The sequence below is a fragment of the Rhizobium sp. F40D2 genome (genome assembly GCF_051810745.2).
GTDB lineage: Bacteria > Pseudomonadota > Alphaproteobacteria > Rhizobiales > Rhizobiaceae > Rhizobium.
This window is the reverse complement of the sequence record NZ_CM131436.1, coordinates 109,818-125,663: the sequence shown is the minus strand read 5'-3', so window position 1 is coordinate 125,663 and position 15,846 is coordinate 109,818. Positions and strand designations below refer to the sequence as shown.

The window sequence follows — 15,846 nt, the reverse complement described above, 5'->3', positions numbered from 1 at the left end:
ACCGGCGCTGGATCCGACGCCGGAGTTCTGAACAACAAAAGCTTGGGCCGTGTCGCTCCCGGCTCAGCTTGCCGGGGCAAGCCGCGTGATCACGCCCAGGTCGTCGCTTTCGCGCACCTGCTTCAGATGTTCCTCCGCCTGTGTCGCCTCGCGCTGCCGGTTCCACATCGAGGCATAGAGGCCATTCCGCTCGAGCAGGGCGGTATGCGTCCCGCGCTCGGCGATCTCGCCGCTTTTTAGAACGATGATTTCGTCGGCGCCGATGACGGTGGAGAGCCGGTGGGCGATGACCAGCGTCGTGCGGTTCTTCGAAACCACGTCGAGCGCCGTCTGGATTTCCCGTTCCGTCGTCGTGTCGAGCGCCGATGTCGCCTCGTCGAGGATCAGGATCGGCGGCGCCTTGAGAATGGTGCGGGCGATCGCCACCCGCTGCTTCTCGCCGCCCGAAAGCTTGAGCCCGCGCTCGCCGACCTTGGTTTCGAATCCTTCGGGCAGCATTTCGATGAAATGGGCGATCTGCGCCACTTCGGCCGCCGCGAAGACCTCGCCGTCGCTCGCCGATGTGCGGCCGTAACGGATGTTGTAGGCGACCGTATCGTTGAAGAGCACGGTATCCTGCGGCACCATACCGATCACCGAGCGCAGGCTCTTCTGCGTGACGTTGCGGATATCCTGGCCGTCGACGGTGATCGCACCGCTCTGGATATCGTAGAAACGATAGAGCAGCCGTGACAGCGTCGACTTGCCGGCGCCCGAAGGACCGACGACGGCAACCGTCTTGCCGGCCGGCACTTCAAAGGAAATGCCCTTCAGGATCGGACGGGCGGGGTCGTAGGAAAAGTGCACATCCTTGAAGGCGATCGCGCCCTGGCCGATCCGGAGCTCGGCCGCCTCGGGCACGTCTTTGACCTCGGCCTGGACCTCCAGCAGGTCGAACATCTGCTCGATATCGGTCAAGCCCTGACGGATTTCGCGGTAGACGAAGCCGATGAAGTTGAGCGGCGCGGAAAGCTGCAGCAGCATCGAATTGACGAATACGAAATCGCCGACCGTCTGCTCACCGCGCTGCACGGCGAGTGCCGACAGCACCAGCATGATCGTCGTGCCGATGCCGAAGATAACGCCCTGGCCGAAGTTCAGCCAGCCGAGCGAGGTCCAGACATCGGTCGCCGCCTTTTCGTAGCGTTCCATCGATTTGTCGAAGCGTTTTGCCTCCATCTCTTCGTTGCCGAAATATTTGACGGTCTCGAAATTGAGGAGGAAGTCGATCGCCTTGGTATTGGCGTCGGTATCGCTGTCGTTCATCGACCGGCGGATGGCGATGCGCCAGTCGGACGCGCGGATCGTGAACCAGATATAGGCCCAGACCGTAAAGGCGGTGACGGCGAGATAGGAGAAGCCGTAGCCCCACCAGAAGATCGCCGCCGTCAGCAGGAATTCGATGACGGTCGGGACCGAATTGAGGATCGTGAAACGCACGATCGTCTCGATGCCCTTGGTGCCACGCTCGATGATGCGCGACAGGCCGCCGGTCTTGCGCTCCAGATGGAAGCGCAGCGACAGTTCATGCATATGCACGAAGGTCCTGTAGGCGAGCTGGCGCACCGCATGCTGCCCGACGCTGGCAAACAGCGCGTCGCGCAGCTGGTTGAGGCCGAGCTGGATCAGGCGGGTGATGTTATAGGCGATCACCAGGGCGATCGCGCCGGCGAGCAGCGGCGGCACCGAGCCGGCCAGATCCATCCTGCCGTTCAGCGCATCGGTCGACCACTTGAAGAAATAGGGGACGAGCAGCAGCACGAATTTGGAAACCAGCAGGAAGACCGAGGCCCAGACGACACGCATCTTGAGGTCGGGTCGGCCGGCCGGCCACATATAGGGCCAGAGGTTGAGAAGCGTCTGCAGCAGGTTGGATTCCGAGACTGTCTTGCCGTTTGCCATGCTTGTCTCCAGCCCGGATGGGCTTGCGGCGATTGCCGCGCTTCGATGCCGGCAAGAGCACGGAACCGGTAGGTGCCCTGAAAGCACTTGCCGCAATCCGCAGCCGCCATCGCCAGATAGGGTGTCGAGCGGACGAATACAACAAATGCGGGGTTCAGGAAAAGACAGGCCGGGCGGTGAGCCCGCCCGGCCTCGTCATTTTGTTTATCGCTTAGAGGTGTTGGCCGGAAAGGCGCTTGCGGTGCAGTTCCTCGGCGTTCGGCAGCACATCTTTCGGCAGGCCGAAGATCTGGCCGGGGCGGATACGATCCGGATCGATGATCTTGTCCTCGTTGGCCATATAGATCGTCGTGTAACGCACGCCGAGCCCATAGGTGCGACGCGAAATCTGCCACAGCGTGTCGCCCCGGCGAATAATCACTGCCGCATTGTTTGCCGTCAGCGGCGCCTGTTCGATCGTCTTCGGCTGGTTGCCTGTCGCGTCGTTTGCGACCGGTGCCGCCGGTGCGGGGGACGCGGAGAGTTCGGCGACGATCGCCCCTAGTCCGTCGAGGCCTGCGCCGACGGATTTTGCATCCTTCGGCAGGCCCTGCAGCATCTTCAATGCGCTGGTCGCCGTTTGCGAGGCGGCGCCGGACGCTTGCTTGAAGGTGTCGGGCGCATCGGAACCCGGACGGAAATCTGCGACCGAGCGCAAGGCGAATTCGGTTGCCGAGCGCGCCGCCGCAAGCTGTTCGGCGCCGGGCAGCTTGCCATCGGCAAACAGCCCCTTCAGCAGGCCGAAGGCCTTGCCGACTTCGGCTTTACGCTTGCCGAGCTCGCCCTCGTCGAGCGGCACCATCGAGGAGGCACCGTTTGCGTCGGCGGGGACGGATTGCGCCGCGACCCTGACCTGGTCGCCGGCGGGGCGATTGAAATTCACCGCTGCACGCACGATCACCTTGCCGGTGGGATCGACGACGTCGACGCGGATTTTATGGTCGCCGACCGAGAGCGCCACCACGCCGTCGATGACGAAATGGCCGTCCGAACCGGCGGTGTCCTGGCCGACAAGGCTGTCGTCGGCGTAACCGAGGACCTTGGCGTTGGCGCGCGCCGTGCCGGCAATGAAAATCTTGTTGCCCTCGATTTCGACGGCGTTGACCATCACATCGGGCGCATTCGACTTGTCGGCTGCGGCGATGCCGGGAATGGCCGTCGCCGGGTCGCCGGAGGCGGCGTCGGTGAGCTTAGGCATCTGTAGCGCCAGATCGCCGGTTGGCGCAGCGGTGACAGCAGGCGCAGCCGAACCTTCGCCCGTTGCCGGCTTGTCTGCCGGCGGCGCCATCGGGTTGGAGGCATCGGCGACTTCGGTGCCGGCCTTCGGCGCGGTGATGATGCGGCTCGCCGCGCCAGGTTTGGAAACCATGGCGAGCAGATTGGCGCCGTTGCCGTCCTTCGGCACGGAAATGGTCGCGACTTCTTCGGAAAGCGTGCTCTTGCCGTCCTTGCCGGTAAACTTGAGCACCAGCTGGTGGTCGCCCGCCGGAAGCGGATCGTCGAGTACGGCGGCGAAATCGCCGCTGGCATCGACATTCGCTGTCGTCACAACCTTTTCGCCGTCAAGCACTTCGAGCTTGCCGTTCGGTTCTGCGGAGCCGGCAATCACCGTCGAGCCGTCGGGCTCGACGCGCAGTACGTCGAAGGCGGGAAGCTTCGGGCCGGCATTCGCCGCTGCCGTGCTCGCCGCGGGCTCAGGCGCACCGGTCAGCGCAGCCTCGGCCTTAGCGATCGCGGCAAGCGCATCGGTAATGTTCTCCGGCAGCGACTGGACAATGGCGAGCGCCTTCGTGCCGCCGTCCTTCGCCATGACGGCAAGTGCCTGGGTCGCCGGATCAAGTCCATCGGGAATTGCGAAACCGGCAAGCGCGGTCAGCGCGTCGACGGCCTTGGTCTTGGCAGCGGTGAAGACGTCGTCGGCGGGGCCCTTGCCGTCAGCAAACAGCGCCTTGAGTTCGCTAAGCGACACACTCGCATTGGCCGATAGGCGCCCCACCTTGTCGGCGACGCCGGCCGCGTCGGCCACAGCCGAGCGCGATGTCTTTGCCGACTCGTTAACCGTGTCCTTGAGCTCCGTGCTTGCCTGATTGATAGCGTCGCCGACCTTGGCTGCATCGCCGCCGATGCGCGGCATGACGAAAAAAACCATCAGTAGGATTGCGATTACGAGCACTGCAAGGGCCAGCAAGCCGGCACGGTTCTTCATCATTCTGTCTCCCAAGACGGCAATTTGCCGTAGTAACCGAAATTGCTAGCGATTCCCGTTGCTTTTCCCAAGCATTCAAAGCAATTCGGCAAGCTAGGTAGGCTGCTTTTCAGTCAATTTTCTTGACTGCATTGAAATGGAATAGTTGTTTGCCTCTATGACCGACCAATCTGTATCGATTCGATCCATCTGCGTTTACTGCGGCTCAAGGCCGGGACGCGATCCCTCCCACATGGCGGCCGGGCGTGCTCTCGGACGAGAGATCGCCGAATACGGCCTGCGCCTTGTCTATGGCGGGGGTACCAAAGGCATCATGGGCGCGGTTGCCAGCGGCGCGCTTTCAGGCGGCGGTCAGGTCACGGGCATTATCCCCGAATTCCTGATCGATATGGAAGCCACCCGCCACTCGCTCGGTCAGCTTAACGAACTTATTGTAACCCCTGACATGCATGCGCGCAAACATACGATGTTCGAGCGTTCCGATGCTTTCGTCGCGCTGCCCGGCGGCATCGGTACGCTGGAGGAAATCGTCGAGATCATGACCTGGGCGCAGCTCGGTCGCCACGAAAAGCCGATGGTCTTTGCCAACGTCAACGGATTCTGGGATCCGATGATGGAGCTGATGCGTCACATGACCGAAGAGGGCTTTCTGCACACCGCCCACCGAGTGCAGCCGCTCGTCGTCGATGAGATCTCCGGCATCATTCCGGCAATCATGGCCCAGGCAGCCCAGCTCGCCGCCGATCGTGACGGCGAAGACGCGGTGATCTCGAAGATGTAGGCGAACGGCTCCTACGGCTTCAGCGCCCGCGGCTTCCTTCAGCATTGACCAGCTATAGAGGAACAGCCCCGCCCAGATCAGCGGGAAGGCGATCATGCGCGCCGTGCCGAGAGGCTCGTGAAAGATGAAGACCGCGATCAGGAAGATCATCGTCGGCGCGATATACTGCATGATGCCGATCGTCGACAGCTTCAGCAGCTTGGCGCCGTTGGCATAGATCATCAGCGGCACGGCGGTGATGACGCCGCAGCCGAGCAGCAGCGTCGTGTCGGCAAGGCCGGTGCGGTAGAGATGGCCCTGGCCGCTGCCGAATTCGAGATAGAGGATATAGAGCAGGGCAGGACCGCTGAGGATCAGCACTTCGAGGAAGAAGCCCTGGTTTGGCCCGAGCGGCAGCGTCTTGCGCAGCAAGGCATAGAAACCCCAGCTGATCGCCAGCGTCAGCGCCACCCACGGAATGCCGCCGCTGTCGAATGCCAGAATGGCGACGGCAAGTGCTGCCAGTGCGATCGCCGCGATCTGCAGCGGCTGCAGCCTCTCCTTCAGCAGCACCGCGCCGAGGAAGATGCTGAACAGTGGATTGATGAAATAACCGAGTGCCGCGTCGAGCGAATGGCCGGCGCCGATCGCCCAGACATAAGTGCCCCAGTTGACGGTGATCAGCGACGCCGTCAGCGCCGCCATCGCCAGCATGCGCGGCGAGCGCAGCGCCGTGGCGATATCCGCTGTGCGCCCGAGCACGATCAGCACGATGCCGGCCAGCGGCAGCGACCAGACGATGCGGTGGGCGATCACTTCTGCCGGCGAGATATGCGCCACCGCCTTCATGTAGATCGGCAGGAAGCCCCAGAGCAGATAGGCTGTCAGCGCGAAGGCAAAACCGCGCGGACTGTCTTCGTTCTTGGCCAAGGGAACGGATGCATCGGTTGACATCGGGGTGTTTCCATCTTTGTTCTTCTTCTGATCCGGCCTAGCTTAAGCGCCGTGAATAGGCCAATTCATTTCGTTGAATAAAGGCTAAGAGGATTTGAAGCGGATAGGGGAAGAATGAACGGATGATAGCGGCAAAGGCTGATATCGGCCTCCAAAAACCCGAATCCTGTTCCAGACTACCGCGAGCGGGCGACAGGTGGACCAATCGAGGGAACAAACTCGCAAACCCCGCTGATGATCTGCGCATTCAGTTGACAGGCCCGGCAGGTTCTTTCATCTGGAACGCCAAGCGCCAGACCAGGAGCCTCTCACATGACCCTCACCGTACGCCCGGCAACGCCTTCAGACGCGGCAACGATCCTGCGATTTGTCCGCGAATTGGCTGATTATGAAAAGGCGATCCACGAGGTCGAGGCGACCGAGGAGAGCACGCGTGCGGCGATCTTCGGGGACGGTTCAGTCACGGATGCGCTGATCTGCGAACGCGACGGTCAAGCCATCGGCATGGCGGTTTATTTCTTCAGCTATTCGACCTGGCAAGCGAAGAACGGTCTTTATCTGGAGGATCTCTACATAACGCCGGACGCGCGCGGTTCGGGCGCCGGCAAGGCGCTGCTGCGGCGTCTGGCGCAGATCGCGCTGGAGAAGGGTTGCGGCCGCTTCGAATGGAGCGTGCTCGACTGGAACGAACCCTCGATCCGTGTCTACGAGGCGATTGGCGCGGAGCCGCAGAAGGAGTGGATCCGCTATAGGATGGCGGGCGAGACGCTGGCGGCGTTTGCCCGCGGTTAGCCGAACCGGCGGAACAGATTATTCCGCCGCGATCTTGCCGGCCAGTTGCCGGTTCTTCATGAGCTTGTAGATGACGGAATCCATCAGCGCCTGGAACGAAGCGTCGATGATGTTCTCGGAAACGCCGACCGTCCACCAGCGCACGCCGTCGCTGTCGGTGGATTCGATCAGCACGCGGGTGATCGCTGCCGTGCCGCCATTGAGGATACGCACCTTGAAATCGGCGAGCACTAGGTCATCGATCTCGTGCTGGTATTTGCCGAAATCCTTGCGCAGCGCCAGGTCAAGCGCGTTGACCGGCCCTTCGGCGTCGGCAACCGACATCAGCGTCTGGCCGTCGATGGTGATCTTGACCACCGCCTCCGAGACGATCTTCACGCGGCCGAGACTGTCGAAGCGGCGCTCGATCATCACGCGGAAGCCTTCGATGGTGAAGAATTCTGGGATCGTGCCGAGCGTGCGGTGCGCCAGCAGTTCGAAGCTCGCATCCGCGCCCTCATAGGCATAGCCGATCGATTCACGGTCCTTGACGATCGAGATCAGCAGATCGAGCTTCGGATCGTCCTTGGCGACCACGATGCCGCGCCGCTTCAGCGCGTTGATGAAGTTCGCCTTGCCGCCCTGGTCCGACACCATGACCTTGCGGAAATTGCCGACGCTCTCAGGCGGTACATGTTCGTAGGTCTTCGGATCCTTGAGCAGCGCCGATGCATGGATGCCGGCCTTGGTGGCGAAGGCGGAGGCGCCGACATAGGGCATCTGATGATCGGGCGAACGGTTGAGCAGCTCGTCGAAGGCATGTGAAAGGCGGGTGAGGTTGAGCAGCCGCTCCTCGTCGATCGCCGTTTCGAAACGTGCGTTATAGGCGCTCTTCAGCGCCAAGGTCGGGATCAGCGTCACCAGATTGGCGTTGCCGCAACGCTCGCCGATGCCGTTCAGCGTGCCCTGGATCTGCCGGACGCCGGCTTCGACGGCAGCCAGCGAATTGGCGACCGCCTGGCCGGTATCGTTGTGGGCATGGATGCCGAGACAGCGGCCGGGAATGCCTGAAGCGATCACCGCCTCGACGATGGCGCGTACCTCGGGCGGCTGCGTGCCGCCATTGGTATCGCAGAGCACGACCCAGCGGGCACCGCTCTCATAGGCGGTCATGGCACAGGCGAGCGCATAGGCCGGATTGGCCTTGAAGCCGTCGAAGAAATGCTCGCAATCGACGATAGCTTCCTTGCCGGCGCCGACCGCCGCCTTGACGCTTTCGGCGATGCTTTCGAGGTTTTCCTCATTGGTGCAGCCGAGCGCCACCGCGACATGATAATCCCAGCTCTTGGCGACGAAACAGATGGCGTCGGATTTCGCCTGCAGCAGCCCGGCTATGCCGGGATCGTTGGAAACCGAAACGCCCGCCCGCTTCGTCATGCCGAAGGCGACGAACTGGGCCTGGCTGGTGCGCTTCTCGCTGAAAAAGGCGGTGTCGGTCGGATTGGCGCCGGGATATCCGCCCTCGACGTAATCGATGCCGAATTCGTCCAGCATCGCGGCGATCGCAATCTTGTCCTCGACCGAAAAATCGATCCCGGGCGTCTGCTGCCCGTCCCGGAGCGTCGTGTCGAAGAGATAGATGCGTTCTTTCATGTCGTTTCCTCCCGGCAAGCGGGTGTTGTTGTGGTGCGGATGCCGCGCCGTATCGCAGGGCACGTCCCCTCTCCCCGCGCGCGGGGAGACGGCTGGGGTGAGGGGCTGCCTCAATCCTGAAACAATCAGTCCGGCTTCCCGGCAAACTTGTCCGTCGCTCGGATCAGCCGATCGAGAATGCCGGGCTCCGAATAGGCATGACCCGCACCCTCGATCAGGTGGAATTCCGCCTTCGGCCAGGCCTTGTGCAAGAGCCAGGCATATTTTGCCGGGCAGGGCATGTCGTAGCGGCCATGGACAATGACGCCGGGAATATCCTTCAGCCGGCCGGCATCGCGGATCAGCTGTCCCTCGTCCATCCAGCCGGCATTGACGAAGAAATGGTTCTCGATGCGTGCGAATGCATAGGCGAATTCCGGTTCCTCGAACTTGCCGCTCGTCGAAGGCTCGGGCAGCAGCGTGATCGTTTCGCCTTCCCAGATGCTCCAGGCCTTTGCGGCTGCAAGGCGCACCTTCTGTCCTCATGCGTCAGGCGGCGATGATAGGCATGCATCATCTCATGCCGCTCCTCGGGCGGAATGGGAGCGATGAAGCGCTCCCATTTGTCCGGGAACATTTCTGAGACGCCGAACTGATAGTACCAGTCGAGCTCGGCCTTGGTCAGCGTATAGATGCCTCGCAGAATGAGTTCGGAGACGCGCGCCGGATGCGCCTCGGCATAGGCGAGCGCCAGTGTCGAACCCCAGGAGCCGCCGAACACCTGCCAGCTGTCGACGCCGGTCATTTCTCGCAGCCGCTCGATATCCGCGACGAGGTGCCAGGTCGTGTTGGCATTGAGCTCCGCATGCGGCGCCGACCTGCCGCAACCGCGCTGGTCGAACAGCATGACGTCGTAGAGGGCCGGATCGAAAAGCCGGCGATGGGCGGGCGAGAAGCCGCCGCCGGGGCCGCCATGCAGGAAGACGGCCGGCTTGGCGCCAGGCGTTCCCGAGCGCTCCCAATAGATCACATGACCATCGCCGACATCGAGATGGCCTGCGGCATAGGGTTCGATTTCGGGATAGAGCGTGCGCGGAATCTCGGTCATATTTTCACGCCTTTTGCCGGCCAGACTTCGGTATCGTGATCGGGATGCTGGAAGGAAATGATCGCCTCCTGCCGTGCGTAGAAATCCTGATCCTTCAGCACCGGCGCCTCGAAGATTTGCTCGACCCAGGGCAGGCGGGCCTCGTAATTTACCTGGATCAGCGGCGCCAGATCGCTGCGGTCGTCGAAAGTGCCGATCGCAAGCTCCAAGCCGCCCGGATGGCGATAGGTCATCGGCGTACCGCAATCGCTGCAGAAGCCGCGGTCGATATTGACCGAGGACTGGAAGTAGCTCGGCGCGCCGCGCGTCCATTCCATCCCTTCCTCAGGCGCGGTGACCAGCGCGGAGAAGAAGCCGCCGAACTGCTTCTGGCACATGCGGCAATGGCAGATCGAGGGGCGTCCCAGCTTGCCTGAGATGCGGAAGCGCACGGCGCCGCATTGGCAACCGCCTGTTTTTATCGTGTCCGTCATGAGCTTTCTCCGAGTGGCCAGCTTTTCGTGTCGTGGTCGGGATGCTGATGGTTGCTTGCCGCAATCGCATCCTCGCGGTCAGGCGTTTCAGGCTCTGGTTCGAGCGGCAGGCCGTCAAGCGCGTGAAACCAGGACATCTTGCGGCCTGTGTTCGATTGCATCACCGGCATGACCGCGTCGGGATCATCCAGCGAGCCGAGCGTGATGTTGATGAAATCCGTCCCCGGAATATCGTAGAACAGCGGCGTGCCGCAATCACCGCAGAAACCGCGCCGTACGAGGTCGGAGGAGTGGAACCATTTCGCCGCGCCGCGCGTCAGGGTGAAATTGCTGTGCTTCACGCCGCCAAGCGGCATGAAATAATTGCCGGCCGCTTTCTGGCACATGCGGCAATGGCAAAGATGGGGATAACCGACTTCGCCTTCGGCGCGGTAACGCACCGCCCCGCACTGGCACCCGCCGTTTTTGTCCGCGTCCGCTGTCATCTGGGCTCCTTGGGTGGCCATGCCTGTGTCTCATGATCGGGATGCTGGTAGGAGACGAGTTCGAGCACGAAGGGGGCGGCTTGCGCATCCTCTTCCGTCCGGTGCCCCGGCAGTTGGTGCAACTGATCGACGAAGCCGATCTTGCCCTCGATACCGTATTGCACCACCGGCGGAAACGCCGAAGGATCGTCGAAGGCGCCTGCGGCAATCGCAACCCCGTCAGGCGCCTCGTAGGAGAGCGGCGTCCCGCAATCGCCGCAGAAGCCGCGCTCGACGAAATTGGAAGAGCGGAACTTTTTCCGCTCGCCGCGCGTCCACGCGAAATCGGCGCCGCGCACCGAGACCAGCGGCGCATAATAGGCGCCAAACGCCTTCTGGCACATGCGACAATGACAGATCGACGAATCCTTGAGTTCGCCGCTCGCGCGAAAACGTACCGCACCACACTGACAGCCGCCGGTATAGGTGGTCATGGACAATCCCTCCGCAACAATGGGAATGCGAAAAAGAAAACTCCTCCCAACCCTCCCCACAAGAGGGAGGGCTTTCTCGTGGCGCCGCCTTCATTCCCGCCTCGAATGTTTGCGTTTGCGGTGGCGTCGCTTCGGAGCAGTACGGCGTCGTAGCCCCTCCTCCTTGTGGGGAGGGGCTGGGGAGGGGCCTTATCCGAAGACACTGGTCTCACCGCTTGACCCCCCAGGTCGTCACCCGCTCGCCGGTCGCTGCATCCTTGCCGTCCTTCAGCTGGATGCCCTTCGCCGTCAGTTCGTCGCGGATCTTGTCGGCTTCGGCGAAGTTTTTCGCCTTCAGCATTTCAAGACGCATGGCGACCAGCGCATCGACCGCCGCTGCGACGGCTTCGTCGATTTCGGCTTTCTTCGGCAATATGCCGAGGAAAGCAGCCGTCGCGGCAAAACGGGCGGCCGCGGCGGGATCGTTATGGGCGGCCTGCGCCAGCGCATGCAAGGCCTGCACCGCCGCGACCGTGTTGAGGTCGTCGGCGAGCGCGTTCAGCACGGTTTCATCAGGCGTGGCATCGCCGGCTTCCGCCGCCGGCCATTTGGCAATCAGGCGTTCGGCCTCTTCCAGCCGCTTGATCGAGAAATCGATCGGTTCGCGGTAATGCGTCATCAGCATGGCAAGGCGCAGCACCTCGCCCGGCCATTTGCGGCCGCCGAAAATCCGCGTGTGCAGCAGATCGTGAATGGTGACGAAATTGCCTTCGGATTTCGACATTTTGCGGCCTTCGACCTGCACGAAGCCGTTGTGCATCCAGACATTCGCCATCACCTCGGTGCCATGGGCGCAACGCGACTGGGCGATCTCGTTTTCATGGTGCGGGAAGATCAGGTCCAGCCCGCCGCCATGGATGTCGAAGATATCGCCGAGATAACGCCGGCTCATCGCCGAGCATTCGATATGCCAGCCCGGCCGGCCCCGGCCCCATGGGCTCTCCCAGCCGGGTTCATTGTGGCTCGACAGCTTCCAGAGCACGAAATCGCCCGGGTTCTTCTTATGCGCATCGACGGCGACGCGAGCGCCGGCCTGCTGTTCGTCGAGCGGGCGCTTCGAAAGCTGGCCGTAATCCGCCATGGACTTGGTGTCGAACAGCACTTCGCCCGCCGCCACATAGGCATGGCCGTTGGCGATCAGCTTCTCGATGATCTCGGTCATCTCTTTGATATTGTCGGTGGCGCGTGGCTCGACATCAGGCTCCAGGCAGCCGAGTTCGGCGACATCGGCGTGAAACTGCGTCTCGGTCCTTTCAGTGACCGCCCTGATCGCTTGATTGAGCGGCAGGCCCGGGTGATCTCTCAGCGCCCGCGCATTGATCTTGTCGTCGACGTCGGTGATGTTGCGGGCATAGGTGACGTGATCCTCGCTATAGACATGGCGCAGCAGCCGGAACAGCACGTCGAAGACGATGACCGGGCGGGCGTTGCCGATATGAGCGAAATCATAGACGGTCGGGCCGCAGACATACATGCGGACATTGTCGGGATCGATCGGCGCAAAGACCGATTTTTCCCGTGTCAGCGTATTGTACAGCTTCAGTTCCGGCATGCCGCCCATTCCACTCTCCCATAAGCACAATCAGAAAAATATCGCGACCGGCGGACCGGGGCGTTTCGCATCTTGACTATTTGGGAGACGAAAACGGCCGGGCCAGCGCTTGCGCTAGCGAATAATCTTTCCGCAGATAATGCAGATAACCGTTTTCATGCCGCGTTTTATGGCGTGGGAATGACGTTTGGTCAAGAGGGGCGAGCAACGATCCCGGCGGCGCGGCTTGTCCGCCATTTTCGCGGCGCAAATCGCTTATAGGCAGGGGCGAAGCGACTGAAAACAGGGGGAAATGCGTGAGACGAATGGGCCGATGGACTCTTGGCGCGACTGTAATTCTGGCAGTCGCATCCGCCGCATATTTCGCATACGATTTCGGCATGTTTCGCTTCAACAATCCATCTTTGAGCCGCTATCCGATCCAGGGTATCGATGTCAGCCATCACCAGGGTGATATCGATTGGAAGACGGTGGCCTCGCAGCCGAACGTCCGTTTCGCAATCATGAAGGCGACCGAAGGCGGAGATCACAAAGATTCGAGGTTTGCCGACAATTGGCAGCGCGCCGGCGATGCCGGAATGGTCAGGGGCGCCTATCATTTCTTCACCTTCTGCCGCCCGGGCAAGGATCAGGCGCAGAATGTCCTGGCGACCGTGCCGAAGCAGCCGGGAACCCTGCCCATCGCCGTCGATCTGGAGTTTGTCGGCAATTGCCGCAAGGTCCCGACGCTTGAGGAAATGGCGACAGAGGTCAACGCCTTCTTCACCGAGCTGAAGGGCACCTTTCCGGAAAAGCCGATTTTCTACGTCACCCAGGAATTCTACGATCAGTATCTGAAAGGCAATGAATCACGCTTCCCCGACCATTACCTCTGGCTGCGGAGCGTATTCCAGGAGCCGGCGCAGGAAGCATGCGGTCGTTGGTCGATCTGGCAATTTGCCGACAACGGCAGTGTCGACGGCATTCAGGGAGCGGTGGACCTCAATGCGCTCTGCCCGTCGGAGACAGGCTTCGCGCATCTTTTCCCGGTCGTTGCAGCCAAGTGAGGCCCTAGCTTATTCCGGCAGCCGGTAATCGGCGAGCTTGTTTTCCCGCACGATGAACAGTTTGCCCGTCTCGGTCACGCCGGGACCGAGCAGCGGCAGGATCGCCTTGGCGACCTCGGAAGGATGCGGCAGCGTTTGCGGATCTTCGCCCGGCACCGCCTGGGCGCGCATCGCCGTGCGGGTCGCGCCCGGATCGACGCTGGTGATGCGCAAGGGCGTCGATTGGCTCTCGCCGGCCCAAGTCCGGGCCAGCGCCTCGACGGCGGCCTTGGAGGCGGAATAGGCGCTCCAGAAGGGCCGGCATTTATGGGCGGCACCCGATGACAGGATGACGGCGCGGCCGGCATCCGAGCGGGCGAGCAGCGGATCGACCGAGCGGATCAGCCGCCACGTCGCGGTGACGTTGATGGTCATCACCTTCTCGAACACCTTCGCCTCGATATGGCCGATCGGCGAGATGACGCCGAGCACGCCGGCATTGGCGACGAGGATATCGAGTTTGCCCCAGCGTTCGAAGATCGAGCCGCCGAGCGCGTCGATCGCGTTCATGTCGGCCAGGTCGAAGGGCACTAGCGTCGCCGTGCCGCCGACGGCCTTGATCGCGTCGTCGAGATCCTCGAGACCGCCGACTGTGCGGGCGCAGGCGATGACGTGGGCGCCGGCTTTCGCAAGCTCCAGCGCCGTGAAATAGCCAATGCCGCGCGATGCACCGGTGACGAGTGCGATCTTGCCCTCAAGATTGATGTTCATCTGCTCCGGTTCCGGATTTGCTTGCGAAGGCGAGGGGCGTAACAGCCCCTCGGAAGGGAGGTTAAAGCAGCGGCGGCTCAGCCGTTGCTGGCAAGCATCGAAAGCTTGTTGCCCATCGACTCGCCGTTCTTGTCGAGCAGGCGGGTCGGATAGTCACCGGTGAAGTAATGGTCGGTGAACTGCGGGCGGGCCGGATTGCGATCCTCGCCGCCGACGGCGCGGTAGAGCCCGTTGATCGACAGGAAGGCAAGCAGATCTGCGCCGATATATTTGGTCATGGCTTCGACATCGGCATACTGGTTGGCCAGGAGCTTTTCGGCATCGGGCGTGTCGATGCCGTAGAAGTCGGGGAAGAAGATCATCGGGCTGGCGACGCGCAGATGGACTTCGCGCGCGCCGGCCTCGCGGATCATCTGCACGATCTTCAGAGACGTCGTGCCGCGCACGATGGAATCATCGACCAGCACCACGCGCTTGCCTTCGATCATCGCCCGGTTGGCGGAATGCTTCAGCTTCACGCCGAAGGCGCGGATCTGCTGGGTCGGTTCGATGAAGGTGCGGCCGACATAATGGTTGCGGATGATGCCGTATTCGAAGGGAATGCCGCTTTGCTGTGCGTAGCCGAGCGCCGCCGGCGTGCCGCCATCCGGCACCGGCACGACCACGTCGGCCTCGACAGGTGATTCCTTGGCGAGGTTCATGCCCATGTTCTTGCGCGTCGTGTAGACGTTGCGGCCGCCGACGACCGAATCCGGCCGGGCGAAATAGACATATTCGAACAGGCAGAGGCGCTCGGGCTGCGGCTTGCCGGGCTTGCGCGCATCGATGCTGATCGAGCCGTCAGGTTGGATTTCGCAGATGACGACTTCGCCGTTTTCGACATCGCGGATGAACTTGGCGCCGATAATGTCGAGTGCGCAGGTTTCCGAGCAGAAGATCGGCTTGCCGTCGAGTTCGCCCATCACAAGCGGGCGGATGCCTGTGGGGTCACGCGCGGCAATCAGCTTGGTGCGCGTCATCGCAAGCATCGAATAGCCGCCCTCCATCTGGCGGATGGCGTCGATGAAGCGGTCGGATGTGGAGGCGTGGCGCGAGCGGGCGATGAGGTGGAGGACCACTTCGGTATCGGAGGTCGACTGACAGATGGCGCCGGTCGCGATGATCTGGCGGCGCAGCGTCAGGCCGTTGGTGAAATTGCCGTTATGGGCAATGGCGATGCCGCCTTCCTCAAGTTCGGCAAAGAGCGGCTGCACGTTGCGCATCGCCACTTCGCCGGTTGTCGAGTAGCGCGTATGACCGATCGATATGCTGCCGGGCAGGCGGGCGAGCGTCATCGGATTGGTATAATGATCGCCGACGAGCCCCATGTGGCGCTCCTGGTAGAAGCGCTTGCCGTCGAACGAGACGATGCCGGCCGCTTCCTGCCCGCGATGCTGCAGAGCATGCAGGCCGAGAGCCGTGAGTGCCGCGGCATCGGGATGTCCCAGAATTCCGAACACCCCGCATTCTTCATGCAGCGTATCTCCGTCGAGCGGATCGTCGGTCGGGAAGGAATGGGACTGGTTCATTTCTGCGGGCCTCTGCTCTCACAAGAATGGATCGGCATTTCCAGAAATA

General features: G+C 62.2%; 12 protein-coding genes and 2 pseudogenes. 3 read left to right on the top strand and 11 right to left on the bottom strand.

Annotated elements, in window-relative coordinates; genetic code table 11:
- Positions 1–63: 63 nt before the first annotated feature.
- Complete coding sequence (locus tag ACS4RS_RS00610; protein ID WP_449313831.1) at positions 64–1,941, bottom strand: ABCB family ABC transporter ATP-binding protein/permease; 1,878 nt, start codon at positions 1,939–1,941, stop codon at positions 64–66.
- A gap of 211 nt (positions 1,942–2,152) precedes the next feature.
- Positions 2,153–4,189 carry a LysM peptidoglycan-binding domain-containing protein gene (locus ACS4RS_RS00605; RefSeq protein WP_439009160.1) on the bottom strand — a complete coding sequence of 679 codons (2,037 nt, stop codon included), beginning with the start codon at positions 4,187–4,189 and terminating at the stop codon, positions 2,153–2,155.
- Between the two features lie 154 nt (positions 4,190–4,343).
- Between ACS4RS_RS00605 and ACS4RS_RS00600 the strand changes: the two genes are divergently transcribed.
- Positions 4,344–4,967: an LOG family protein gene (locus tag ACS4RS_RS00600; protein WP_449313982.1), complete on the top strand. Its 624-nt coding sequence runs from the start codon at positions 4,344–4,346 to the stop codon at positions 4,965–4,967.
- A 24-nt stretch (positions 4,968–4,991) separates the two neighbouring features.
- Here ACS4RS_RS00600 and rarD read toward each other — a convergent pair.
- Positions 4,992–5,900, bottom strand: a pseudogene (rarD, locus tag ACS4RS_RS00595) (EamA family transporter RarD); the annotation flags it as partial.
- A gap of 312 nt (positions 5,901–6,212) precedes the next feature.
- Between rarD and ACS4RS_RS00590 the strand changes: the two are divergent.
- Entirely contained in the window at positions 6,213–6,692 is a 480-nt protein-coding gene (locus ACS4RS_RS00590; RefSeq protein WP_439009162.1) for a GNAT family N-acetyltransferase, read from the top strand.
- Between the two features lie 18 nt (positions 6,693–6,710).
- Here ACS4RS_RS00590 and cimA read toward each other — a convergent pair whose 3' ends face one another.
- The 6 genes and pseudogenes from cimA to cysS all read right to left on the bottom strand — a co-directional run bounded on the left by cimA (position 6,711) and on the right by cysS (position 12,442).
- Positions 6,711–8,324, bottom strand: coding sequence for a citramalate synthase (cimA, locus tag ACS4RS_RS00585; RefSeq protein ID WP_449313830.1), 1,614 nt, complete (start codon positions 8,322–8,324; stop codon positions 6,711–6,713).
- Between the two features lie 125 nt (positions 8,325–8,449).
- Positions 8,450–9,411, bottom strand: a pseudogene (gene pip, locus ACS4RS_RS00580) (prolyl aminopeptidase).
- Positions 9,408–9,884 carry a GFA family protein gene (locus tag ACS4RS_RS00575; protein ID WP_439009164.1) on the bottom strand — a complete coding sequence of 159 codons (477 nt, stop codon included), beginning with the start codon at positions 9,882–9,884 and terminating at the stop codon, positions 9,408–9,410. The pseudogene pip and the gene ACS4RS_RS00575 overlap by 4 nt, the downstream one beginning before the upstream one ends.
- Complete coding sequence (locus ACS4RS_RS00570; RefSeq protein ID WP_439009165.1) at positions 9,881–10,369, bottom strand: GFA family protein; 489 nt, start codon at positions 10,367–10,369, stop codon at positions 9,881–9,883. Before ACS4RS_RS00570 ends, ACS4RS_RS00575 begins: the two co-directional genes overlap by 4 nt.
- On the bottom strand, positions 10,366–10,842 hold the full coding sequence (locus ACS4RS_RS00565) for a GFA family protein (protein ID WP_439009166.1): 477 nt from the start codon (positions 10,840–10,842) through the stop codon (positions 10,366–10,368). Before ACS4RS_RS00565 ends, ACS4RS_RS00570 begins: the two co-directional genes overlap by 4 nt.
- A gap of 208 nt (positions 10,843–11,050) precedes the next feature.
- Entirely contained in the window at positions 11,051–12,442 is a 1,392-nt protein-coding gene (cysS, locus tag ACS4RS_RS00560) for a cysteine--tRNA ligase (protein WP_439009167.1), read from the bottom strand.
- Positions 12,443–12,738: 296 nt separating this feature from the next.
- Between cysS and ACS4RS_RS00555 the strand changes: the two genes are divergently transcribed.
- Positions 12,739–13,479 (top strand): GH25 family lysozyme, encoded by a 741-nt coding sequence (locus ACS4RS_RS00555; RefSeq protein WP_439009168.1) that lies wholly within the window; start codon positions 12,739–12,741, stop codon positions 13,477–13,479.
- 9 nt (positions 13,480–13,488) lie between these two features.
- Here the strand turns inward: ACS4RS_RS00555 and ACS4RS_RS00550 are convergent, their stop codons facing one another.
- Entirely contained in the window at positions 13,489–14,229 is a 741-nt protein-coding gene (locus ACS4RS_RS00550; protein ID WP_439009169.1) for an SDR family NAD(P)-dependent oxidoreductase, read from the bottom strand.
- A gap of 77 nt (positions 14,230–14,306) precedes the next feature.
- Complete coding sequence (gene purF, locus ACS4RS_RS00545) at positions 14,307–15,797, bottom strand: amidophosphoribosyltransferase (protein ID WP_439009170.1); 1,491 nt, start codon at positions 15,795–15,797, stop codon at positions 14,307–14,309.
- Positions 15,798–15,846 lie beyond the last annotated feature (49 nt).